We start from the raw sequence: 24,041 nt of genomic DNA, 5'->3' as shown, positions 1-24,041 counted from the left end.
CCGGGCTTCATCTGTAAAATCAGCTAATTAGTTGTTTACTGGAATGACTGCGCCTTTGTACTTGGTGCGGATCCAGTCCTGAATCTCTTTCGAGTGCAGCACGTTCACCAGCGCAACGATATCTTTCTTCTTCTCGTCACCGCGATGCACGGTGATGATGTTGGCGTACGGGTTGTTTTCACCGCTCTCAACCGCAATCGGGTCGTGAACCGGATCCAGACCGGCGTCAATCGCGTAGTTGGCGTTGATCACCACAGCAGCGCCTTCATCATTGTTGTACATCTGCGGCAGCAGAGAGGCTTCAACGTTAGGGGTGAACTGCAGCTTTTTCGGGTTTTCTACGATGTCGCTGATGCGCGCGGTCACTTTGTCGATGCCCGGATTCAGCTTGATCACGCCCTCTTTTTCAAAGATAGAGAGGATACGACCCTCTTCAGAAACAGCGTCACGCATGATGATTTTTCCGCCTTCCGGCAGATCTTTCAGCGACTTATATTTTTTAGAGTAAATGCCGATTGGCTCAATGTGGATCGCGCCTGCACTGACAAAATCATAATCCTTGTCGCCCGCATGATCTTTCAGAACGCTGTTCAGGTAAGGGATGTGCTGGAAATAGTTCGCGTCGATATCATGACCCGCCAGCGCGGTGTTGGGCAGAATGTAGTCCTGGAACGGTTTAATCTCCAGGTCGATCCCCTGCTTCGCCAGAATCGGTTTTGCCTGCTCCAGAATTTCAGCGTGTGGCGTGTTGGACGCGCCCACGGTCAGGGTATCTGCCCACGAGGCAAAGCTCAGGGCGCTCAGGGTTGCAGCGGCGATCAGTGTCAGTGTCTTTTTCATGATGTGGTTCCTGTGTGTATTTATTAGCGTTTATCTAACAGTGAAGTAATGACATCGCCGCAGAACTGGATGATGAAAACGATGATTAAAATGGTCACCGTTGCCACCAGCGTGACGTCACCATGGTTGCGCTGGAATCCTTCCAGATAAGCCAGATTTCCCAAGCCACCGGCGCCAATCACCCCCGCCATCGCGCTGTAACTTACCAGCGCAATCAGCGTCACCGTAATACCTGATACCAGTGCAGGTGATGATTCCGGCAGTAAAACCCGAAACACTAACGTGCTCAGTCGTGCGCCCATCGAGCGGGTTGCTTCGATGACGCCTTTGTCCACTTCACGCAGGGCGATCTCCACCAGGCGCGCGTAGAAAGGAGCGGCACCCACGATCAGCGCCGGCAGTGCCGCGTTGGCGCCAAGAATGGTGCCGACAACGGTCTTGGTAAACGGGATCAGCAGCACAATCAAAATGATGAACGGAATCGAGCGGAACACGTTCACCACAATCGAAATGACGCTATACACCGTGCGGTTGTGGAACAGCCCGCCGCGCGCGGTTAAAAACAGCGCCAGACCCAGCACGATGCCCAGGACAAAGGTCGCCACGCCGGAAAGCGCCGTCATGTACAGCGTCTCCAGCGTCGCCGCCCAAAGCTGATCCCACTTGAGATGCGGAAAGAGATTTTCAGCCATGTTTAATCACCTCGCCTTCAATATCGCTGTGCTGCAGGTCGGCGAGGATATTGTTCAGTTGTTCATCGGATGCCACCACGTGCACCCAGAGCTGGCCAAACACGCCGTGGGCGGTTTGCGTCATCTTCCCGTGCAGGATGTTAAACGGCAGGCCGTAGCGCAGCGTCAGTTCGCCCACGATCGGCTTATGGGTACTGTGCCCGGTAAAGGTCAGCCTGATGACCGTGCCTTCCAGATCGTTTGCCAGCTCGCTATTAAACGTTTCCTCTTCCGCGTACTGGCTCACCTGACGGACAAACTGCTGGGTAATCGGCTGCTGCGGATGGGTAAAGACGCTCAGCACGTCCCCCTCTTCCACCACTTTACCGTTCTCCATCACCGCCACGCGGTCGCAGATTTTGCGCACCACGTGCATCTCGTGCGTGATCAACACGATGGTCAGCTTGAAGCGGCGGTTAATATCCAGCAGCAGATCGAGGATCTGATCGGTAGTCTGCGGGTCGAGCGCTGACGTAGCTTCATCACAGAGCAGCACGTCGGGGCTGTTAGCCAGCGCACGCGCAATGCCCACACGCTGCTTTTGCCCGCCGCTCAACTGCGACGGGTAGGCATTTTCACGCCCTTTTAGCCCAACGAGTTCGACAAGTTCGGCCACGCGGGCCTTGATTTTCGCTTTTGGCACGCCAGCAATTTGCATGGAAAACGCGATGTTTTCTGAGACCGTGCGCGACCACAGCAGGTTGAAATGCTGGAACACCATACTGATTTTCAGGCGCGCCTGGCGCAGCGCTTCGCCGCTGGCGGCAGAGATATCCTGTCCGTTAATGGTAACGCTTCCGGCGCTGGGTTTTTCCAGACCATTCAGCAGACGAATCAGCGTGCTTTTCCCGGCCCCACTGTAACCAATAATTCCGTAAATCTGTCCCTGAGCTACCGTCAAATTGACGTTATCAACGGCAGTCAGTGCCACCTTTCCGTTGCCAAAAACCTTCGAAATATTACTCAGTACAATCATTCTTATTCGTTATCCGTCCCGCGCATGGCGGTTTAGCAGTATGGATGTCCAAATGAGTGTAAACAGGCGTTATCAGCTTTTAAATGAACAAAAAAGAATGTGTTATAACCGTGGGAAATAAACGGCGGATTTACCGGGTGGGAAGCATTTAGACCAATTTCAGCAATGATTATCTGCCAGATGTATATCTGCTGGCTGACACCCTTAAAAATCGGTCATTTTTGCAGCATTTCTCACTGGTATAGCCATCCTCACATCCAGACAACTTTACGTCTTGCTATCCTGACATCCAAAAACGGCATTTATATTCCTTTCAGTTCTAAACGGCAGTGAATGGTTCTTTATTGCGAAAATTACACCGCCCTATCATCCCGTCATGACATCCAGAAAGAAAAACATCATGGCGATTTATCACTCCGTCACCGAACTCATTGGTCGTACCCCGCTTATCCAGCTGCATAAGCTTGATACCGGTCCCTGCTCGCTGTTCCTGAAGCTGGAAAACCAGAACCCGGGCGGTTCTATTAAGGATCGCGTTGCGCTGTCGATGATTAATGAAGCGGAGCGTACCGGGCAGCTGCAGCCGGGCGGTACGATCATTGAGGCGACGGCGGGAAATACCGGTCTCGGCCTGGCTCTGATCGCCGCTCAGAAAGGCTACTCGCTGATCCTGGTGGTACCGGACAAAATGAGCCGCGAGAAAATTTTCCACCTGCGCGCGCTGGGTGCCCAGGTGGTACTGACCCGCTCCGACGTTAATAAGGGCCATCCCGCCTATTACCAGGATTACGCGCAGCGCCTGGCTAATGAACTGCCCGGCGCGTTTTACATCGACCAGTTCAATAACGAAGCCAATCCGCTGGCACACCGCACCACCACAGCCCCGGAACTGTATGAGCAGTTGGACGGCAAGATCGACGCTATCGTAGTGGGTGTGGGTTCAGGCGGGACGCTGGGCGGCCTGCAGGCGTGGTTCGCCGAGCACTCTCCGCACACGGAGTTTGTGCTGGCAGACCCGGCAGGATCCGTTCTGGCAGACCAGGTAGAAACCGGGAAATATCACGATGCCGGCTCCTGGCTGGTTGAGGGAATTGGCGAAGACTTTATTCCTCCGCTGGCCCACATCGAAGGCGTGAATCGCGCCTGGCGCATCACCGACCGGGAAGCCTTCACCACCGCGCGCGAGCTGCTGAAAACGGAAGGTATTCTGCCAGGCTCCTCCAGCGGCACGCTGCTGGCGGCGGCGCTGAAATACTGCCAGGCGCAGACCACGCCGAAGCGCGTGGTGACTTTCGCCTGCGACAGCGGCAATAAATACCTCTCGAAGATGTTCAACGATGACTGGATGCATCAGCAAGGCCTGATCACGCGCCCGCAGGCAGGCGATCTCTCCGACTATATCGCCCTGCGCCACGATGAAGGGGCTACCGTCACCGCCGCCCCGGACGACACGCTTTCCACCGTCCTGGCACGCATGCGTCTGTATGACATCTCCCAGTTGCCGGTACTGGAGAACGGCAAGGTCGTCGGCATTATCGACGAGTGGGATCTCCTGCGGAATATCGACGGCGATGGCGATCGCTTCGCACTTCCCGTAACTGAGGCCATGACCCGTCAGGTGGAGTTCCTCGATAAACGCGCCCCGGAAAGCGACCTGAATACCATTTTCGACCGCGGTCTGGTGGCCGTGATCAATGACAACGACCGTTTTCTGGGTCTGATTACGCGCAGCGACGTTCTGACCGCCTGGCGCAACCGTCTTCAGCAATAAAGGAATAGATGATGAAAAACCTGGCTACCTTGAGCGTCCACAGCGGCGAGTTTAACGATCAACATGGCGCCGTTATGCCACCGATTTATGCCACCTCGACGTTTGCGCAACCGTCTCCCGGAGAACATACCGGCTATGAATATTCCCGGAGCGGCAACCCGACTCGCCACGCGCTGGAGACCGCCATCGCCGAACTGGAAGGCGGCACGCGCGGCTACGCTTTTGCCTCCGGTCTGGCGGCTATTTCCACGGTGCTCGAACTGCTGGATAAAGACAGCCATATTGTCGCCATTGATGACGTCTACGGTGGGACGTATCGCCTGATCGAGAACGTGCGCAAGCACAGCACCGGCCTGCAGGTCAGCTGGGTTAAACCGGACGACTTAGCCGGGCTGGAGGCCGCCATTCGCCCGGATACGCGTATGGTCTGGGTCGAAACGCCCACCAACCCACTGCTTAAGCTGGCGGACCTGGCGGCCATTGCAGCTATCGCCCGTCGTCATAACGTCATCAGCGTGGCGGATAACACCTTCGCGTCGCCGGTGATCCACCGTCCGCTGGAATCGGGTTTCGATATCGTGGTGCACTCCGCGACCAAATACCTTAACGGCCACTCTGACGTCGTCGCCGGACTGGCGGTGGTAGGAGATAACCAGGCGCTGGCGGACAAACTTGGCTACCTGCAAAACGCGGTCGGTGGCGTACTGGATCCGTTCAGCAGTTTCCTGACGCTGCGCGGTATTCGCACGCTGGCTTTGAGGGTAGAAAAGCACAGCACCAACGCGCTGGCGATTGCGCAATGGCTGGAGCAACACCCGCAGGTTGAAAAGGTGTTCTATCCCGGCCTGGAATCGCACCCGCAATATTCGCTTGCCCGCACGCAGATGGCATTGCCCGGCGGAATGATTTCTGTTGTCGTAAAAGGCGATGCGCAACGTGCAGCAGAAGTGATTCGCAACCTGAAGTTGTTCACCCTTGCGGAAAGCCTGGGCGGCGTTGAGAGCCTTGTGAGCCAGCCTTACAGCATGACGCACGCCTCGATTCCGCTGGAGCAACGCCTGGCAAACGGCATTGTGCCGCAGCTGATCCGCCTGTCAGTGGGAATTGAAGATCCAAAAGACTTGATTGCCGACCTCAGCCAGGCGCTGAAAAAATAAGCAAAATGCGGCAGGTTAATCCCCTGCCGCCATAAGTTGTCATTATGGCTTAACGCCTTGATAACAATATTATGTGAAACTTCACAGATTATTTCTGAAACACCGTTTCCATTTTCCTTTTAGCTAAAAATCAGCGTATAATGCGCTCCTAATCCCTGGTGAATGGTTTCAGCGCTTGGAATACAAAAAACAACGTACAACTTCTCCTCTCCTTCGTTGGGCTGTCACTCAGGCACACTTTCTTCTGCACGCTCATTTGATGTCTCCTATCCTTAGTGCGTGTCATATACTCTTTTGCAACACAGGTTTGACTCCGCGGCGGTGCGCCCAGGAGCGAGATTTCCATATCCTTCCCAACTTAAAGACTAAGACTGTCATGAAAAAGACGAAAATTGTTTGTACTATCGGCCCGAAAACCGAATCTGAAGAGATGCTGAGCAAAATGCTGGATGCCGGCATGAACGTGATGCGTCTGAACTTCTCCCATGGTGACTACGCGGAACACGGTCAGCGTATCCAGAATTTGCGCAACGTGATGAGCAAGACCGGTAAAAAAGCCGCGATCCTGCTGGATACTAAAGGTCCTGAAATCCGCACCATCAAACTGGAAGGCGGTAACGACGTCTCTCTGAAAGCGGGCCAGACTTTCACCTTCACTACTGACAAATCCGTTGTCGGCAACAGCGAAATCGTTGCTGTGACCTATGAAGGCTTCACCAGCGACCTGTCCGTCGGTAACACCGTACTGGTAGACGATGGTCTGATCGGTATGGAAGTCACCGCTATCGAAGGTAACAAAGTTATCTGTAAAGTGCTGAACAACGGCGACCTGGGCGAAAACAAAGGCGTTAACCTGCCGGGCGTTTCCATCGCGCTGCCAGCACTGGCTGAAAAAGACAAACAAGACCTGATCTTCGGCTGCGAGCAAGGCGTTGACTTCGTTGCTGCCTCTTTCATCCGCAAACGTTCTGACGTGGTTGAAATCCGTGAGCACCTGAAAGCGCACGGCGGCGAGAAGATCCAGATCATCTCCAAAATTGAAAACCAGGAAGGCCTGAACAACTTCGACGAAATCCTCGAAGCGTCTGACGGCATCATGGTTGCACGTGGCGACCTGGGCGTTGAAATCCCGGTTGAAGAAGTGATCTTCGCGCAGAAGATGATGATCGAGAAATGTGTTCGCGCGCGTAAAGTGGTTATCACTGCAACGCAGATGCTGGACTCCATGATCAAAAACCCACGCCCAACCCGCGCAGAAGCAGGCGACGTGGCAAACGCCATCCTCGACGGTACTGATGCAGTTATGCTGTCTGGCGAATCCGCGAAGGGTAAATATCCGCTGGAAGCGGTGACCATCATGGCCACCATCTGCGAACGTACCGACCGCGTGATGAAAAGCCGTCTGGATTACAATAACGACAGCCGTAAACTGCGCATCACTGAAGCGGTGTGCCGTGGTGCAGTTGAAACTGCAGAGAAACTGGAAGCGCCACTGATCGTGGTTGCCACCCAGGGCGGTAAATCTGCTCGCGCTGTGCGTAAATACTTCCCGGATGCGACCATCCTGGCACTGACCACCAATGAAACCACTGCTCGTCAGCTGGTACTGAGCAAAGGCGTTGTGCCTCACCTGGTGAAAGAAATTGCCTCTACCGATGATTTCTATCGCCTGGGTAAAGAAGTGGCTCTGGAGCTGGTTGATCGTGGCCTGGCTCAGAAAGGTGACGTTGTGGTTATGGTTTCTGGTGCACTGGTACCAAGCGGAACTACCAATACAGCATCTGTTCACGTGCTGTAATAATTCCCGAACGAATTAATTTTGGTAAAAAGCGCCCCTCGGGGCGCTTTTTTTATTCCTGGCATTAGCCAAAGTCATTCAAAATGCAAATCGGGTTTTTCTATTTAATTGCGAATTATCTAAGATGAATCCGATGATAAATGCCTTTTTTTACATAGATTTTTGCCCGAAAAGGGCTGATTCGATGCTTCTTTGAGCGAACGATCAAAAATAGGGGTATTCCCATCAAAAAAATATTCTCAACCCAAAAAACTTTGTGTAATACTTGTAACGCTACATGGAGATTAACTCAATCTAGAGGGTATTAATAATGAATCGTACTAAACTGGTACTGGGCGCGGTAATCCTGGGTTCTACTCTGCTGGCTGGTTGCTCCAGCAACGCTAAAATCGATCAGCTGTCTTCTGACGTTCAGACTCTGAACGCTAAAGTTGACCAGCTGAGCAACGACGTGAACGCAATGCGTTCCGACGTTCAGGCTGCTAAAGACGACGCAGCTCGCGCTAACCAGCGTCTGGACAACCAGGCTACTAAATACCGTAAGTAATAGTACCTGTTAATAAAATGGCGCACATTGTGCGCCATTTTTTTTGCCTGCATCAAACTGCTACTGCGTCACCTTCTCCCCTTCATCTTCCGCTACGGCAGCAGACGCCTGACTGTTCTGCACCGACAACACGTTATTACTGGCTGATGGCGCGCTACCCGACGATACAACAACCGGGATCCCGGCACGGCGTGACAGGGCCTTATTGATAAGCGTTTTATCACTTCCCGCCTGAGAAACAAATGTCGCAAAGTCTGCGGAGTGCGTGATTGGCGAAACCTGCGGGTTTTCCCCCTCAACCTGCGCCAGCGGACGGTGGACTTCGATATAGCGTTTACCATCCGGTTCGACGGAAAACTTCACGGGCTCATTGATAATCTGTACCCGCGTGCCAACCCGTACCTGTTCAAACAGAGCTTTAATATCCGGGGCGTTCATCCGCATACAGCCAGAGCTGACCCGAAGGCCGACGCTGTCCGGCGCACTGGTGCCGTGGATCAGGTATTCCCCATTACCCACGCCTAAACGCAGTGCAAAGCGTCCTAGCGGGTTATTCGGCCCGGCGGGTACAACCGGAGGTAATTTAATCCCCTGCTCCAGAGAGCGTGCTCTGATGCCCGGTGTTGGTGTCCAGGTAGGATTAGGGATTTTCTGGCTCACCCGCGTGGTCGTAACGGGTGTTTCCAGCCCCAGTTGTCCGATGCCGAGCGGAAAGACCTGAACAATGTTTTCTCCCGGCGGGAAGTAGTAGAGCCGAAGCTCAGCGAGATTCACCACAATCCCCTCGCGGGGCGTATCCGGCAACAGCATTTGCGACGGAATGGTAATAACGGTTCCCGGGGCAGGGTTTATCGGCGCAATAGTATTGTTGGTTTCCAGGATCACCTGGGCTGCAGTATTAAACCGGCGGGCAATAGTCTGCAGCTTATTATCCCCTTCCTGTATGGTGTAGGTTTGATTTTGCCCAATCAGACGACTGCCTGCGGGCGGCAATGGGTAGTCCATCGCGCGGGCCGAATTAAGGGCACCGAGCGAACTGAGGAGTAATAGAGTTATGAGAGACGCGCGCTTCATGCTGAGATTCCTTATTCACTGACAGAACGTCAGAAAGCTGAAAAACCAGCGAGGCGGGAACCACCTCGCGAAACAGAATGAATGCTGTTTTATAAGTCTAGCTAAGGATTGCAGCTTTAGCGCGAATGGCGCGAATCATCGCTTCGAGTCCCTGGGAACGGGAGGGGGTGAGGTGTTGAGTCAGAGCCATTTTTTCAAACCACGGGCGGACATCAAACGCAACAATGTCCTGCGCCGACATCTGGTGATAAAGAATAAACACCACGGCGATAAGCCCTTTTACAATCGCTGCATCGCTGTCGCCGTGCAACTGGATTGTGCCGTCGTGAGTTTGCTCCATCACAATCCACACCTGGCTCTGGCAGCCCTGAATAGTATTCTCCGGGTTATGCGCCTCTTCACTGAGCGGGGGTAAACGCTGTCCCAGCTCAATAATATAGAGATACTTCTCTTCCCAGTTCGCGCAACGCCCGAAGTTACGCAGCAATTTATCTTTATCCGGCAACTCTGCCATATTTTGCCTCTCCGTTAGCCCAGCAGCTGGTGAATACGTTTTAGCCCTGCCACCAGTCTGTCGACCTCTTCCATTGTGTTGTACATCACCAGCGACGCGCGGCACATTGCCGGCACCTGGTAAAACGCCATCAGCGGCATGGCGCAGTGGTGTCCGGTACGGACCGCCACGCCGTAGTTATCGAGAAAACTGCCCACGTCATAGGCGTGGTGTTTCCCGAGATTAAACGCGATCACCCCTTGCCGGTCGGCAGGTCCATAGAGGGTCAGATCCGGCACGCTGGCAAGCTCCGCAAGCGCATAGTGCATCAGCAGCTGTTCGTACTCCTGAATACTATCAAGGCCGATCGCGGAGACATAAGAGACCGCCGCCCCCAGCCCGATAATCCCGCCTGTGTTAGGTGTCCCCGCCTCAAAACGCCACGGCGCACGGGCGTAGGTAGTCCCTTCCGACAGGCTGACGGTGGCGATCATCGACCCGCCTCCTTCCCACGGCGGCATCGCCTGCAGGATGTCCTCTTTCACATACAACACGCCAATCCCCGTTGGGCCATACAGCTTATGCCCGGAGAAGACGTAGAAATCACAGTCCAGCGCCTGAACATCAACCGCGTGGTGCATTACCGCCTGAGCACCGTCAATCAGCACCTTCGCGCCGGTCTGATGGGCTTTCCCGACAATCTCTGCGACCGGGTTTTCCGTCCCCAGTACGTTGGAGACCTGAGTGACCGCCACCAGCCGGGTTTTATCGTCGAGTAATGCGTCAAGCTGCTCGAGCTGCAGCGTCCCGTCTTCATTCAACGGAATGACCCGCAATTGCGCCCCCACACGCTCACAGAGCATCTGCCACGGCACAATATTGGCGTGGTGCTCCATCTGGGTGATGATGATGTTGTCACCTGCGTGGACCTGCGCATTGCCCCAGCTGTTGGCAACAAGGTTGATCCCCTCCGTGGTACCCCGCACAAACACCAGCTCTTCCGGTGACCGTGCATTGAGAAAGGCGGCTATTTGCGTACGCACATTCTCCATGCGTTGAGTCGCTTCAGCACTCAGCGTGTGGATCCCCCGATGCACGGCGGCGTAGCCATGACGGTAGAACTCGGCTTCCGCATCCACCACCTGATTCGGCTTCTGTGCGCTGGCCGCACTGTCCAGGTAGGCCAGAGGAAGACCGTTCACTTCACGGGTCAGAACCGGAAAATCTGCCCGCACTTTCTCTACGGGAAAACTCATACTTCGCCTCCAGGCAGACGCTGACCAATACGGGCCAGCACCTGCTGTTTTAACAGGCCATCGTGCAACGCTTCCGTCAGTTCGGCGGCAAACGCATAGATAATCATTTTCTGCGCCGCCTGCTGGTCGATACCGCGGGAACGCAGGTAGAACATCTGCTCATCATCAATCCGCCCGACCGTCGCACCATGGCTGCATTTCACGTCGTCGGCATAGATCTCCAGTTGCGGCTTGGTATCCACTTCCGCCAGTCGCCCCAGCAGCAGATTGTTATTGGTCATCTGCCCGTCAGTTTTAATCGCGTGTTGCGCCACGTTAATCAGGCCATTAAACACCGCACGCCCTTTGTCGCTGACAATGGTTTTGTGCAACTGACGGCTGTTGCAGTAGCCCTTGTTGTGTTCAAGCCAGGTGCGCGTGTCGCACACTTCCGCTTTGACCGGCATCGCCAGGCTGTTGATGCGCAGCGTGGTGTTTTCACCGTTAAGCTGCGTGCTGGTGTTATGGCGCAGCACGGCGCCACCGAGTAGAAAACTGTGGCTGTAGGCTGCGGCATCCTGACCGAGCAAAATATCGTTATGGGCGAAGTGGTGACTCTGCGCATTCTCAAACGCCAGCTTGATATGGTGAAGATGGGCATTGGCGGCAACGTTCATCGTCAGACGCGATCCGGTAAAGTGTCGGATATCGTTGAGACTGACGTAATGCTCAATCACCGTGGCTTCCGCCCCCTCAGCCAGTTCAAGATGATGGCGGTAGTGAGCCGTGTTGATCTCGTCGCCGTCCAGCCCCTGGGTGATATGCATCAGCAACAGCGGTTTGGCCGGGCGCTGGTTACGCTTCACATGAATATGCGTCACCGACTGCGCCAGACTTTCAGTGAGATGCAGAAACACTTCCGGCTGAACTGCTGTCGTCAGGCTCTGACGATCGTCGTTAATCGCGATGCCGAACCCGCTCTCCTGCGTGTCATCGCTCAGTTCCGGGCGGAACTGACCATCGACAAACACCAGACGCACGGCATCCACACTCAGTGCCAGCGCATCGCGCTGCACCGGGGTGATATCCGCCAGACGGGTGACAAACTCGCCGTTCATCAGGCCATCAAGCGGGGTGTATTTCCAGTTCTCATGCTTTCGCGAAGGCAGGCCGAGACGCAGCATCTGCTGTAAATGTTGCTGCGCTTGCTCAGATCGTGTCTCCCCCTGGGCTTCAAACAGTCTGTGCCACTGCTGGAGCACATTACTGCTGTTCGGTAAGCCAGCCATAACCCTGCTCCTCCAGTTGTTTAACCAGCGTAAAATCACCCGATTTCACAATGCGCCCCTGGTAAAGCACGTGGACGTAGTCCGGCTTGATGTAGTCGAGAATACGCTGATAGTGGGTGACGATAATGAACGAACGCTTACCATCGCGAAGGGAGTTAACGCCGTCAGCGACAATCTTCAGGGCGTCAATATCCAGACCGGAGTCGGTCTCATCCAGAATGCACAACGCGGGTTCCAGAACCGCCATCTGCAGGATGTCGTTGCGTTTTTTTTCACCCCCAGAGAAACCAACGTTAACCGAGCGGGTGAGCAGATCCTCCGGCATTTTCAGCAGTTTGATCTTCTCTTCCATCAAATCCTGGAAATCGAAGCGGTCCAGCGCCTCCAGGCCGCGATACTTGCGCACCGCATTCAGCGCCGTTTGCAGGAAGAACTGGTTACTGACGCCAGGGATTTCTACCGGGTACTGGAAGGCCATAAAGATGCCCTCTCCCGCACGATCTTCCGGGGACATTTCCAGCAGATCTTTGCCGTTAAATTCGACCGAGCCGTGGGTCACTTCGTAATCTTCACGGCCTGCCAGCGTCGCTGAAAGCGTACTTTTCCCGGAACCATTCGGCCCCATGATGGCGTGAACTTCACCCGGTTTGACATCAAAATTGAGGCCACGCAGGATCGCTTTGTCTTCCACGCTAACCTGTAAATCTTTAATACGTAACATGTGCTTTCCTTAACCGACGCTGTGTTCAAGACTAATGGCGAGGAGTTTCTGGGCTTCAACGGCAAATTCCAGCGGCAGTTCAGAGAACACGTCCTTACAGAAGCCGTTCACAATCATCGAAATAGCATCTTCTTCGCTGATCCCGCGTTGCAGGCAGTAGAAGAGCTGATCTTCCCCAATACGCGACGTCGTCGCCTCGTGCTCAAGCTGGGCGGTATTGTTACGACACTCAACGTACGGGAAGGTATGCGCCCCGCATTCCGCGCCAATCAACATCGAGTCGCACTGGGTAAAGTTACGCGCATTGGTGGCCGTCGGCATGATTTTCACCAGACCACGATAGCTGTTCTGGCTGTGTCCGGCGGAGATGCCTTTCGAGATGATGGTCGACCGGGTATTTTTCCCGATGTGGATCATCTTGGTCCCGGTATCGGCCTGCTGATGGCCACTGGTCAGCGCCACAGAGTAGAACTCACCGATGGAGTTATCCCCACGCAGAATGCAGCTCGGGTATTTCCAGGTGATAGCCGAGCCCGTTTCTGACTGGGTCCACGACATCTTGCTGTTTTCACCTTCGCACAGCGCACGTTTGGTCACGAAGTTCAGGATGCCACCGGTATTGCCGTCACCCGGGAACCAGTTTTGTACCGTTGAGTATTTCACCTCGGCATCTTTATGGATGATGACCTCCACTACCGCCGCGTGCAGTTGGTAGCTGTCACGCACCGGGGCGGAACACCCTTCGATGTAACTGACATAGCTGCCCTCATCGGCCACCAAAATGGTCCGTTCAAACTGACCGGTTTTTTCGGCGTTGATGCGGAAATATGTCGAGAGTTCCATCGGACAGCGCACGCCTTTCGGCACATAGATAAAGGTACCGTCAGAGGCCACCGCCGCGTTGAGCGCCGCAAAGAAGTTGTCGTTAGAGGGCACCACGGTCCCAATGTACTTTTTCACCAGTTCCGGGTGCTCGTGAATGGCTTCACCGAAGGAGCAGAAAATGATCCCCTGCTCTGCCAGCTTTTCACGGTAGGTGGTTGCCACTGAGACGGAGTCAAAAATGGCGTCTACCGCCACCTCTTTGCCCTCACGTACGGGCACGCCCAGCTGGTTGAAGGCTTCTTCCACCTCTTTGCTGAGGAAGCTGTTTTCAGCGCCAGTCTGCTGTACTGCGCCAGGCTGAGAGGCACAGGTATCGTCGCAACTGCCGCAGGATGGCGCTGAGTAGTAGCTGTAGTCCTGATAATTCAGCTTGTCATAATGCGCTTTCAGCCAGTGCGGCTCTTCCATCTCCAGCCACGCGCGGTAAGCGCTCAGGCGAAACTCCAGCATCCACTCTGGCTCATTACGTTTCGCCGAGATCGCCCGCACGACATCTTCGTTAATGCCTTTCGCCAGCTCGTCGGTCTGCAGCTGGGTGAAGAACCCCTCTTTATAGTTGAGGTGCCCCCCGCTCCAGGTATTTACTTCACTCGTTGCTTCAGTATTACGAGACATAGTTCCGCCTATACCCCAAAGCTTTCGCCACAGCCGCATTCGTTCTGGGCTTTCGGGTTGTGAAATTTGAACAGCTGGTTTAAACCTTCCCGTACGTAGTCCACTTCTGTACCGTCGATAAAGGGCATGGCCTGCAGCGCGACGTACAATTTTGCGCCGTCGGTCTCGAAGACCAGATCATCTTTCTCGGGTTCGGTGACGGTATCAAGCACGTAGCCGAAGCCTGCGCATCCCGTCTGTTTGACTCCAAGGCGCACGCCGAGGATCTCGGGCTTTTTCGCCACCAGCTCGTGAATATGTGCCGCCGCCGCTGGCGTGAGCGTTAAACCGCGCCAGGTAAAATCGGCAGGATTGAAGGTTTCTGAATGCAGTTCCATAGGTCCACCTCATCTGATTAGCCATCAGGGCATAACACCATGTTAGTGATAACGATTATCACTTCAACCCTCTGGCAGCAGGGGCATTCGGCTAAACCGCCCTTTTTGGCTACTTTTATTAAGCATAGACCCTGTTGCGACAGGCCGGAGGGATGGATTTAATTGTTCAATACATTGATAAATAATGCATTATTCATCCAAAAACACGAAGGAAGAGGAAAAAATAAAATATGCATCGGAAATGCCTATTTTTAAGATAGATTTTTGTCTTGCAGTGAACAACGGGCAGGCAGCATATGTAAGCACCACCCTGGAGATGGCGCTTATTCAATCATACCGAATGGCCTGGCCTGGAAGATTTACACTATATATCGGCAAAATAAAACGTGTTTACACTTCACTATATGCGGGAGGTGCAGAATCAAACAATAAACCCAGTGTATCATAGGCAGGGGGTAAATTTAGATTTTCAACGGCAATGCGCGGACCTTGTCGGCGTGGTCTAAAGAGTTGAGAGGCCTCGGCATAATCTGGTAGGGCATGCAGAAAACGGCTTCGCACCGAACGTTCAAAATGATTGATAAAGGTTTTATGCACAGTGGAATCAAGATAATATTTAGCCACCGTCTGGCTTGGTCTCCTAAATATAACACCCGAACTTCCCCCCAACTTAAGCGATATGCTCTTCTTTTCGTAAGCTTAATTCTAGCTGTAAACCCACCTTCCTTGTTGAGCACAAGTTTTATTGTGCCTTTCAATTTACGGCTATCACTATTATAGAACGCGCTAAATTTGTTATTACTTTGCCAGCCATCTACTAAAATATCTTGTTGGCGCAAAAAATCTTCGAAAAATCCCTTTTGCGCGTTTAAGGCATCTCCTGGAGTAAATGAAGAACCGTCTGTGGCAACTGCTGAAACAACATTTCTACCAACCTCCAAATCCATCATCCCTTCGACTCTGTTCATTGCCTGTCCGGCAACTTCCATTTCTTCAGAGGCTCTGCGAACATTACGCCCAACAAAACCTGCAAAGATGAAAATAAAATCCAGCAATGGACCATGCCCGGATGCATCAGTGTTATTAATGCTATCACCACTGCAATAGGCAAAACCGTTCCCCCCCCCGGCGTCAAATGGGCTCATGTATCCTGGCCAGTAAAACGTTTCAGAATGGGGTTAAAACCACGGTAACCATTTCCCAGAAGATAACTATTGCTTACATCAGAACGCCGCTGGCCTGAATAAAAAATGCTATTTTTCCTCATCCTATATAACCTCATAATTTAATTTATACTCAACCTTAGGAAAAATACTTTGAAAAATACAAACTATCCCCCAAGGATTCCGCCCTGAGAAAAAGCAATCAAAAATACTTACGGTACTGAAGATAAATCCGTGATAGCTAATCGCAGGCTAATGACATTATTTTCCGAAAAAAAGTAGAGTATTGTGCTTAATGAACATCAATTATTCTATTTTTTGTACGCTATTGTATTATGGCATTCGAAATCAACGAACCGACGCCGCTCGATTGACGAAACAGGTCAGGTGATGACGAAATCTAAAGCAAAAAGGCCCTTCCGGACCCCTTAGTTTAAATATGAAACGACACAGAGAAACCCTGTTCACGCCAGTGATCGAGCTGTTCCTGCTGGCGAGGCGTTGGGGATTTCCCCGTCCAGACGAAGATTTTTTGCCCCGGGAAAAGTTCCGGACGCGGTGAGTCAATAGGTTCCGCCAGCACATCAATATGCCAGCCTTTCTGCGATAAGCGTGCGGCCTCAAGCCACAAATGAGTACGGTCCTCGCATTCCCAGCCAATAAGCAGCGCGTCTTTACCCGCTTTCTTGCGGGACTCCGCCAGGCTTGCAATCGCGAATTCAATCAGGACGCCGTCAAGCAGGCTTGCCATGTGACGCACGGTGTTCTGGTCCTGATTCATTCGCTGGCGGACGGGAGAGATGATGTTATCAATCAGTGCATCCAGCGCGTGATCGCGGCGATACTCACCAATTTTGGCGCGCAGCTTTGCCGGGCTGGCATAACGCAGAACGGTCATCATCTCTTCCTGGAATGAAACCCAGTTACCCTGAGTCAGTACGTCCTTGTTTTCCAGTAAGGCTTTGACTTTTCCGACCGAGACGCCGCTTTTCATCAGGCGCTTGATCTCTTCAATACGCAGGATATCTTCATCGTCAAACTGACGATGACCCCCTTCGCTGCGCTGCGGCTTCAACAATCCATAACGGCGCTGCCAGGCACGCAGCGTAACGGGGTTGATACCGCATCGTTCGGCCACTTCGCCGATACTGTAATAGGCCATTAACTCCCTCACGCACAGTACTTCCATACCTAACTACACCAACCTTATCAGATTGTACAACCCATTTGTATAACTAAGACCTCGTTTTAAGCAGGTGAATGCGTTACAAGCCATTTACCTGTTAATACATTGTTGTATAAATTTTACCGTTAGTACAGTCACGTCAGTCAAACTGTGTACAGTTTTTTCAGAACTCGTACTTTTTCTCTGGCCACGCAATAGCCGGAATTCCGCCATGTCGCGGGCTGGCAAAAAGGTGTCCCTGAAACTGAGAAATTCCTGCAGACTCCAGCCACATCCACTCTTCAGCCTTCTCCACACCGACCGCACAGAACTGAATTTCAAGGGAAGTACAGCACTTGATGATCGCCTGAATGATGGCCTGTCTGGGGCCGCTTTTGTGCACGTTTGCGACCAGGTCGCGATTAATTTTAATTCTGTCCGGCTGGAACTGTGCCAGTAACTGTAGCCCGGCAAAACCGGCACCAAAGTGATCGATCGTCACACTGATACCCGCACTTTTTAACTGCCTGACCGAATGGGTAAATTCATCGAAACGGGAAATGGCTTCGCTCTCCGTAAATTCCACCACAATTTGCTCGGGCACAAAGCCATTTGCATCAATCGTGGTGAGCAGGAAGTCCACGGCGTTCGGTACGTTAACCAGCGTCATAGGCAGCAGGTTGAGGGATAATGTCTGGTCCTGTAGCCCCAGCGCGCTGGCCATTGAGAGCGCCACCTGCTTGCTGTGCAAATCAGACGCATACATTTCCTCACGCGGTCGGTTAGCGAAGTAGACCCCAGGAGCATTGCCGTCAGGGGTGCGGAGAAGCGCCTCCCAGGAGACGACCTGCTGCATGAACGGATCGACGATGGGTTGAAACGCAAAACTGCAGTCCGCTCCTTTTGCCACCACCTCAGGTTGCGCGGATAGCGGTGTTTCTTCGGGGATAAAATCCCATGAATCCGCCGGAGGCAATTCAAAATAGTTGGCTTTCTCAGTGGCCTCGACAAAGGTGCGGAAAAACTGCAAAGGACGGTCATTGTACGTCAACTGATAACGCGTGGTGCCTTTGTTAAGCACCTGCTGAAGTACCTCCTCCCTGTCGAACTGGCGCAAATCAAACAGCTCCATACCCACGTTGCCAAAACGTCGGGTCGGCCCGTGATCGCGCATCAACTCCACCACGTTATGGTGACGTGCGTCCTTACAGATCTGCTCATAGATTGACGAAACGTGTTCCACTGGCCCTTCGAGCAATTGAAAAAAATGTGTGCCGTTAAACAGCAAGATCCCCGTGACATTGGATTGCCGATTTTTACTATTTGCAGCAGCGACCATTTTTTCCAGCGCTTTCACTGGAACGTCCTCGCAGATATGACTGCGGTAAATGATGGTTGTAAGCATGCTATTCCTGGGGGGTTAGGGTTATGACCACAAAAACATGTGGATAAGGATCTGTTATAGCACATTAATTGCCTGACAAATAATTTACACCTCAATCATTTACGCCATTTAATGACTCCATTTTCTGCTCTGTACAACTTAACAGTGCCGCTCTGATTTGTACAATATATCTTGTAGAGTTACCATTTTGTGGCATGCAAACAACCCATTGAAATAGTTATAATTAATAAAAAATATCACAAATAAATCCAAAATCTGTACATTTTTAATGTACAGATTTTAGAATTGTGTATACCTTAAATGTAACGTTACTGATTACGAATTTTTACAGGAGTGAAACATGCAACAGAACGGTTATGTCGCAGATTCGGCAGCAGCGATTGCACAGTACTTCGAAAAAGCCGCACTTCCTACTCAGCAGGAAACATTGGGTCAGGTCGTGGTTGAAATTCTTAGCGACGGGCGAAACCTCAATCGCAAAGCGCTCTGTACCAAACTGTTAAGCCGCCTCGAAAGAGCCGATGGCCCGGAAGGGGAACAACATTATCACATGCTGCTTGGTCTCCTCTTCGAGCGGTAATGCCATGAACAGCAGTGACGCAGATCGACTGATAGACCAGCTTATCGGTGAAGCCGCCCTTTCTCTTCTGAAAGAGCGGGGGCCAGTCACAACCGAAGGATTGCTGCAGCGTCTGCGGGTCATGAAAGAACATGAAAAGGATCCCCGGCGGCGGGAGACACTTGCGGTGGTGATTGCCGAGATCGGCTCAAACAGCATCGCCTTTACACGTCGCAGAACCGCGCAAGGACGAACGAACAGAGAGGGATCTCTCAACGATAACAGAGACAATGTTGTGCCGTTATTTGGAAGTGGAAAACCGTCCGATCCCAAAAAAATACATTGACTGTCATTTAACAGCTACGGTGAGAACAAATGAGACAAAATATTCAGCTTCAACCCGAATACCATTCTGCTTTTTTAGACAGTGCGCTGTCGGAATATTTCCGTCACGCAGGCGATCGTTTTGCTGAAGAGTCCGCTGTTTTTTCTACTGCAGTACGCTGTGTTCTGGCCTCCGAAGGGCATCTCTCCAACAAAGCGATCATCCTCTGGCTTATTCAGACGCTGGAATCGACCAACGACGTTGTCCAGGCGGATGTTATTCGCAAGACGCTGGAAATCGTCGTTGGCTACACCATGGACGACCTGTAATATCACAGCCACTCAGCCTGCTCTCGTGTCATCGTCAAAACTGACGAATGTTCTGACGATGACACGCGCCCTCCCCGCTTAACCCCTGTAAAGCCAGCAAAGCCAACCTGGCACGGTTCCTGCTTACCTCCGTTTACGGGGCTGGGTCTTCCAGCCAACTTTGCTTCATTTCTTAACAGGTCTGTTATTGATGAAAAAGATCGCCAGCGTCTGCCCCTACTGCGGTGCAGGCTGTAAATTAAACCTTGTCGTTGAAAATAACCGTATTATCCGTGCCGAAGCGGCAGAGGGCGTCACAAACCAGGGCTCCCTGTGTCTGAAAGGCTTTTACGGCTGGGATTTCCTCAACGATACCCGTCTCCTCACCCCACGCCTGACCCAACCGATGATCCGCTACCACAAAGGAGAGGCATTTACTCCCGTCACCTGGGAAGAGGCAATCCGCTATACCGCCCACAAACTCAGCAGCATTAAAGAGCAGTACGGCCCACGGTCGATCATGACCACCGGCTCCTCACGTGGTACCGGGAATGAAACAAATTATGTGATGCAGAAATTTGCCCGTGCTGTGCTGAACACCAACAACGTTGACTGCTGTGCGCGCGTCTGTCACGGCCCTTCCGTTGCCGGCTTACAGGAAACGTTGGGCAATGGCGCAATGAGCAACTCGATCAGCGATATTGAAAACTCAAAATGCCTGCTGGTATTCGGCTATAACTGCGCGGACTCCCACCCTATCGTCGCCAGACGTGTGCTGAAGGCGCGTGAGAACGGCGCAACAATTATCGTCTGCGATCCGCGTCGCATTGAAACGGCGCGCATTGCCGACCAGCATCTGCAGCTGAAAAACGGCAGCAACATGGCGCTGGTGAACGCCTTTGGTTATGTGCTGCTGGAAGAAGAACTCTATGACAAAAACTACGTTGCGCGTTTTACAGAAGGGCTTGAGGCCTATCGTCAGACGGTAAAAGACTACGCACCAGAGAATGTCGAACATCTTACCGGCATTCCCGCCCGCGATGTTCGACAGGCGATGCGCACTTTTGCGGCGGCACCGTCAGCCACCGTGATGTGGGGCATGGGTGTAACGCAGTTTGGTCAGGCTGTCGATGTGGTCAAAGGACTTTCCAGCCTGGCGCTGCTGACCGGCAACCTTGGACGACCTGCCGTCGGCGTTGGCCCTGTACGCGGCCAAAATAATGTACAGGGCGCCTGCGATATGGGGGTTCTACCCAATATGTTCCCGGGTTACCAGGACGTCACGGACCCGGCAATCAGGCAGAAGTTCGCTGATGCGTGGGGGATTGACGTCAACAAAATGGACGATCGTGTCGGAACACGCATAACTGAAGTGCCACACCTGGCACTGGAAGGTAAGGTCAAAGCCTATTACATCATGGGGGAAGATCCGCTTCAGACCGAGGCCGATCTCGGCCTGGTTCGCAGCGGTTTTGAGGCCCTCGACTTTGTGGTAGTTCAGGACATCTTTATGACCAAAACAGCGGAAGTGGCGGATGTTCTTCTCCCCGCCACCTCCTGGGGCGAACACGGCGGCGTATTTACCTGTGCCGACCGGGGGTTCCAGCGTTTTGGCAAAGCCATCGAAGCCAGCGGCAACGTGAAGCGCGACTGGGAGATCATCAGCCTGCTCGCAAGCGAAATGGGCTACCCGATGCATTACGAGTCTAACCAGCAGATCTGGGACGAGATGCGCGAGCTGTGCCCGCTGTTCTTCGGCGTGACGTATGAAAAAATGGGTGAGATGGGTCATGTCCAGTGGCCGTGCCCGACGCTGGATCATCCGGGAACCCCGTACCTGTACAAAGGCAATCAGTTCGACACCGCATCCGGTAAAGGGCAGCTCTTTGCCGCCCCGTGGCGCGCGCCGGCGGAAACCCCGGATGCGGATTTCCCGCTGGTGCTCTGTACGGTACGCGAGGTGGGGCACTACTCCTGCCGCTCCATGACCGGGAACTGCGCCGCGCTGCAAAGCCTGGCCGACGAGCCTGGCCGCGTGCAAATGAACCCTGCCGATGCAGCTAAGCTGGGCATTACAGACGGGCAACTGGTCTGGGTGCGTTCGCGTCGTGGTAAAGTGATTACCCGCGCCAGCATTAGCGAGCGTATCAACGCCGGGGCGGTCTATATGACCTATCAGTGGTGGATTGGGGCCTGTAACGAACTGACGCAGGACAACCTCGATCCCATCTCCAAAACGCCGGAGACGAAATACTGCGCGGTGCAGTTGGAGGCGATTGAGGATCAGCGCTGGGCGGAGGACTATGCGACCACGGCCTATCAAAGCATGAAGACGCGGCTAATCACTGCCCTCAACGTCTGAGAATATGCCGGGAAGCGGCGACGCCTGACCCTGCCAACACCTGAGATTTTGTAGGCAGGGTCAGCGAAGCGCCACCCGGTGTGAAAAATCAGGGAGGGCTATGCATAGAGAACTGCACCATCAGACCCGCGTCATCTCCTACCTGGAATCTGCCAGCGGCCAGCCCTGCTGATACAGACCGCCGTGATATGACCTGCCCGTAAAGGGCGATAGGCATCTCCCCTGGCGGGATCTGGAGATCGATGCCGCCCAACTGGTCGCCCGGGTCGCGTTTCTGGCTTCCCGTATTATCCCGGCCAAGAAAAGCCATCACGAAACGCTGTCAACGTCTGAGGGCGTCCTCTTCCGCCCCACCACTGCGGGATCTCGCCAAAGCTCAACCATTGATTCGCAACGCTTACCGCAGCATAGCTACCGTTCGGGTTCAGATGTGAGGCATCGGAAACCCACTGTGTTTCGTCTACGTTCCCCTGAAGCGTGACATCCCAGTACTCACCGTTGGTGTTTAGCATCGTACTCAACGACTGTTCTGCCCGCTGAATATGCCTGGTCCCTGCGGCAGCGGGTCCCGACCGGTTGCCACGTCACCCCACGGCACGATGAGCGTTTTTATCTGCGCAAGGCGCATCTGAACCCGGCGAACAACCTGCTCGCTCACCGGATCGCGAGCGTCATACCGCGCCACCATCGTACGGCTGATTTCCGACTCACTTAGCGGCCGGGTTGATAGCGATAATGCGAACAGATGACGCCCGGCTAACCACGCCAGATCGTCCCGCAGCTGGCGGTCATTCTCAATTAATCCGGCTCCTCTAACGTTGAACGCGACCGCGCTGGCTAAAAATACGGCATATTTAACGGGCAGACGACGCGGCAACCTCATAGTTCTTGATATCCATGGTTAGATAGTCCCGAAAAAAATTGGGAGCGCTATTTTTCTCGGCCAGTCTGTTAAGCAACACGATTAATTCATAATCATTTCGCAGATCGAATTTTTGCATCAGCATATATTTATGGCTGAATACCGTCTTATCACTGATATTCAACTCGTGCGCAATCTCCATGACCGACAGTCCTTTATAAAAACTCGCCATAATGCGGATCTGCTGTGGAGAAAGTTTTTTATGATGGCAGTCAAGACAGACATTTTTATTCCAGCGATAGCCGGGCGACTGCGTTTTATACCAGGCAAAATAGATTATCTCTCTGATCTTCAAAACCGACGCTCTTCGCGAAATTAAAATAATATCTTCAAAACATGACGGGGTCGTTGCTTCACGACACTCGTCATCCACCAGGCCTATCACGATCCCCTTTTTACGCGACTGTAACTCCGGTATGCAGGTGAAAACCTCGCCGACACACAGCGAGAGCACCACAATATCGGCGACACTTACGCCGTCATGGGTAAAATGAGATGAAAACTGGACCTCTTCTCTGAAACCTCGCTGAAATAAATCAGCGAGAAAGACCTGTAAGCCATACTGAAACAGTAAATCAGACTCTTTTATCAGAATGTTCAGCATAGGTTAATCCGCTGCCATGAGTGAATTGAAATGGCAACCTACCACCACCTCTGAATCGCTATTTCGCTCCATACTGCTGTTATTAAATGAGGGGGAGTCAATAAAGGCCCATATAATTGAAAAAATAAGAACCAACACCGTCATCCCTTTCAATAAAAAGTGAATGGCATGCACATTTACCTCCAGAACGTCTGCTTAACTAATTATATTGCATGGTCATAACGACAACTGCACTGATGCTTCCGGGCGTTGCACCGCCTGAAGCGGATTTTACCCAGGCCTGCATAGGCATCGTGGCAGTGCTGTCTGCCGCAATGGCCTTTGTGATACTGGAGCCAGTCCCTTTAAGCGAGCCGGTTGCGGCGTCACTCATAGCGACGGCAACGCCAGTGGCCGAGCCGCTGTTCATGTAGTAGTCCGCCCCTGCTGCGGGATCCGAGTTACCTGTGAACGTCACCGTGATGCTACGGGTTCCCAGCGGACAACTTGTAAAGAGCAAATTGAACGCAACCGGGTCAGACGTGGATCCCGGCGTCACCATATTTGATGCCTGAATATTGCCAAGATTAATATCCAGATTCGTATTTCCGCCATTAAATATGCAGGGTGACGCAACGATATTCCCCGTTACGCCAATATTGACCGTATCGGCTGAAAACACCTTCCAGCTCAACAGGGCAAGCAGGAGCGTTTTTTTGTGCGATATTTTCATCTTCTCA

The 24,041-nt window shown here is 52.9% G+C and carries 26 protein-coding genes; 8 read left to right on the top strand and 18 right to left on the bottom strand.

Going from position 1 to position 24,041, the window contains the following annotated elements; genetic code table 11:
- Nucleotides 1–27 precede the first annotated feature (27 nt).
- From LCD46_09510 to LCD46_09500, 3 genes are read right to left on the bottom strand one after another with little or no spacing between them, the layout of a single operon-like run.
- Entirely contained in the window at nt 28–840 is an 813-nt protein-coding gene (locus LCD46_09510; GenBank protein UOY72522.1) for a methionine ABC transporter substrate-binding protein, read from the bottom strand.
- A 23-nt stretch (nt 841–863) separates the two neighbouring features.
- A complete protein-coding gene (locus tag LCD46_09505; GenBank protein UOY72521.1) occupies nt 864–1,532 on the bottom strand; it encodes an ABC transporter permease in 669 nt (222 codons plus the stop codon).
- Complete coding sequence (locus tag LCD46_09500) at nt 1,525–2,547, bottom strand: ATP-binding cassette domain-containing protein (GenBank protein UOY72520.1); 1,023 nt, start codon at nt 2,545–2,547, stop codon at nt 1,525–1,527. The genes LCD46_09505 and LCD46_09500 overlap by 8 nt, the downstream gene beginning before the upstream one ends.
- A gap of 400 nt (nt 2,548–2,947) precedes the next feature.
- Between LCD46_09500 and LCD46_09495 the strand changes: the two genes are divergently transcribed.
- From LCD46_09495 to lpp, 4 genes are all read left to right on the top strand, one after another.
- Nucleotides 2,948–4,318 (top strand): cystathionine beta-synthase, encoded by a 1,371-nt coding sequence (locus LCD46_09495; protein UOY72519.1) that lies wholly within the window; start codon nt 2,948–2,950, stop codon nt 4,316–4,318.
- An 11-nt stretch (nt 4,319–4,329) separates the two neighbouring features.
- The gene (locus LCD46_09490; protein UOY72518.1) at nt 4,330–5,475 is read left to right on the top strand and encodes a PLP-dependent aspartate aminotransferase family protein; all 1,146 of its coding nucleotides are present in this window, start codon (nt 4,330–4,332) and stop codon (nt 5,473–5,475) included.
- 376 nt (nt 5,476–5,851) lie between these two features.
- Complete coding sequence (gene pykF / locus LCD46_09485) at nt 5,852–7,273, top strand: pyruvate kinase PykF (protein UOY72517.1); 1,422 nt, start codon at nt 5,852–5,854, stop codon at nt 7,271–7,273.
- A 310-nt stretch (nt 7,274–7,583) separates the two neighbouring features.
- Nucleotides 7,584–7,820, top strand: coding sequence for a murein lipoprotein Lpp (lpp, locus tag LCD46_09480; GenBank protein ID UOY72516.1), 237 nt, complete (start codon nt 7,584–7,586; stop codon nt 7,818–7,820).
- A 60-nt stretch (nt 7,821–7,880) separates the two neighbouring features.
- On the opposite strand, the gene LCD46_09475 is transcribed toward lpp, so the two are convergent.
- From LCD46_09475 to LCD46_09430, 10 genes are all read right to left on the bottom strand, one after another.
- Nucleotides 7,881–8,894 carry a L,D-transpeptidase family protein gene (locus LCD46_09475; GenBank protein ID UOY72515.1) on the bottom strand — a complete coding sequence of 338 codons (1,014 nt, stop codon included), beginning with the start codon at nt 8,892–8,894 and terminating at the stop codon, nt 7,881–7,883.
- Nucleotides 8,895–8,991: 97 nt separating this feature from the next.
- A complete protein-coding gene (gene sufE, locus LCD46_09470; GenBank protein UOY72514.1) occupies nt 8,992–9,408 on the bottom strand; it encodes a cysteine desulfuration protein SufE in 417 nt (138 codons plus the stop codon).
- 14 nt (nt 9,409–9,422) lie between these two features.
- A complete protein-coding gene (gene sufS, locus LCD46_09465; protein UOY72513.1) occupies nt 9,423–10,643 on the bottom strand; it encodes a cysteine desulfurase SufS in 1,221 nt (406 codons plus the stop codon).
- Nucleotides 10,640–11,911, bottom strand: a complete 1,272-nt coding sequence (sufD, locus tag LCD46_09460; protein ID UOY72512.1) for a Fe-S cluster assembly protein SufD — start codon at nt 11,909–11,911, stop codon at nt 10,640–10,642. Before sufD ends, sufS begins: the two co-directional genes overlap by 4 nt.
- Complete coding sequence (gene sufC / locus LCD46_09455) at nt 11,886–12,632, bottom strand: Fe-S cluster assembly ATPase SufC (GenBank protein ID UOY72511.1); 747 nt, start codon at nt 12,630–12,632, stop codon at nt 11,886–11,888. The genes sufD and sufC overlap by 26 nt, the downstream gene beginning before the upstream one ends.
- Nucleotides 12,633–12,641: 9 nt before the next feature.
- The gene (gene sufB / locus LCD46_09450) at nt 12,642–14,132 is read right to left on the bottom strand and encodes a Fe-S cluster assembly protein SufB (GenBank protein ID UOY72510.1); all 1,491 of its coding nucleotides are present in this window, start codon (nt 14,130–14,132) and stop codon (nt 12,642–12,644) included.
- A gap of 8 nt (nt 14,133–14,140) precedes the next feature.
- Nucleotides 14,141–14,509 (bottom strand): Fe-S cluster assembly scaffold SufA, encoded by a 369-nt coding sequence (gene sufA, locus LCD46_09445; protein ID UOY72509.1) that lies wholly within the window; start codon nt 14,507–14,509, stop codon nt 14,141–14,143.
- 461 nt (nt 14,510–14,970) lie between these two features.
- A complete protein-coding gene (locus LCD46_09440) occupies nt 14,971–15,654 on the bottom strand; it encodes a hypothetical protein (protein ID UOY72508.1) in 684 nt (227 codons plus the stop codon).
- Nucleotides 15,655–16,105: 451 nt separating this feature from the next.
- Nucleotides 16,106–16,834: a MerR family transcriptional regulator gene (locus tag LCD46_09435; protein UOY72507.1), complete on the bottom strand. Its 729-nt coding sequence runs from the start codon at nt 16,832–16,834 to the stop codon at nt 16,106–16,108.
- 187 nt (nt 16,835–17,021) lie between these two features.
- The gene (locus tag LCD46_09430; protein UOY72506.1) at nt 17,022–18,242 is read right to left on the bottom strand and encodes a diguanylate phosphodiesterase; all 1,221 of its coding nucleotides are present in this window, start codon (nt 18,240–18,242) and stop codon (nt 17,022–17,024) included.
- 340 nt (nt 18,243–18,582) lie between these two features.
- Here LCD46_09430 and LCD46_09425 point away from each other — a divergent pair, with 340 nt between their 5' ends.
- The 4 genes from LCD46_09425 (at nt 18,583) to fdhF (ending at nt 21,796) form a co-directional block, all read left to right on the top strand.
- Nucleotides 18,583–18,822: a two-component-system connector protein YcgZ gene (locus LCD46_09425; protein UOY72505.1), complete on the top strand. Its 240-nt coding sequence runs from the start codon at nt 18,583–18,585 to the stop codon at nt 18,820–18,822.
- Between the two features lie 4 nt (nt 18,823–18,826).
- Entirely contained in the window at nt 18,827–19,147 is a 321-nt protein-coding gene (locus tag LCD46_09420) for a hypothetical protein (protein UOY72504.1), read from the top strand.
- Nucleotides 19,148–19,176: 29 nt separating this feature from the next.
- Nucleotides 19,177–19,455 carry a two-component-system connector protein AriR gene (locus LCD46_09415; protein ID UOY72503.1) on the top strand — a complete coding sequence of 93 codons (279 nt, stop codon included), beginning with the start codon at nt 19,177–19,179 and terminating at the stop codon, nt 19,453–19,455.
- A gap of 190 nt (nt 19,456–19,645) precedes the next feature.
- Entirely contained in the window at nt 19,646–21,796 is a 2,151-nt protein-coding gene (gene fdhF / locus LCD46_09410; protein ID UOY72502.1) for a formate dehydrogenase subunit alpha, read from the top strand.
- A gap of 88 nt (nt 21,797–21,884) precedes the next feature.
- Here the strand turns inward: fdhF and LCD46_09405 are convergent, their stop codons facing one another.
- The 5 genes from LCD46_09405 to LCD46_09385 form a co-directional block, all read right to left on the bottom strand.
- The gene (locus tag LCD46_09405; protein ID UOY72501.1) at nt 21,885–22,106 is read right to left on the bottom strand and encodes a capsule assembly Wzi family protein; all 222 of its coding nucleotides are present in this window, start codon (nt 22,104–22,106) and stop codon (nt 21,885–21,887) included.
- Nucleotides 22,084–22,317 carry a capsule assembly Wzi family protein gene (locus LCD46_09400; GenBank protein UOY72500.1) on the bottom strand — a complete coding sequence of 78 codons (234 nt, stop codon included), beginning with the start codon at nt 22,315–22,317 and terminating at the stop codon, nt 22,084–22,086. The genes LCD46_09405 and LCD46_09400 overlap by 23 nt, the downstream gene beginning before the upstream one ends.
- Nucleotides 22,314–22,679 (bottom strand): hypothetical protein, encoded by a 366-nt coding sequence (locus LCD46_09395; protein UOY72499.1) that lies wholly within the window; start codon nt 22,677–22,679, stop codon nt 22,314–22,316. Before LCD46_09395 ends, LCD46_09400 begins: the two co-directional genes overlap by 4 nt.
- Nucleotides 22,651–23,322, bottom strand: coding sequence for a LuxR C-terminal-related transcriptional regulator (locus tag LCD46_09390; GenBank protein ID UOY72498.1), 672 nt, complete (start codon nt 23,320–23,322; stop codon nt 22,651–22,653). Before LCD46_09390 ends, LCD46_09395 begins: the two co-directional genes overlap by 29 nt.
- Before the next feature lie 199 nt (nt 23,323–23,521).
- Nucleotides 23,522–24,034 (bottom strand): type 1 fimbrial protein, encoded by a 513-nt coding sequence (locus LCD46_09385; GenBank protein UOY72497.1) that lies wholly within the window; start codon nt 24,032–24,034, stop codon nt 23,522–23,524.
- Between the last annotated feature and the right edge of the window lie 7 nt (nt 24,035–24,041).

Source organism: Enterobacter ludwigii (genome assembly GCA_023023105.1).
Classification (GTDB): Bacteria; Pseudomonadota; Gammaproteobacteria; order Enterobacterales; family Enterobacteriaceae; genus Enterobacter; species Enterobacter adelaidei.
Note: the sequence above shows the minus strand (reverse complement) of the source record. Positions and strands in the feature narration are given on the sequence as shown.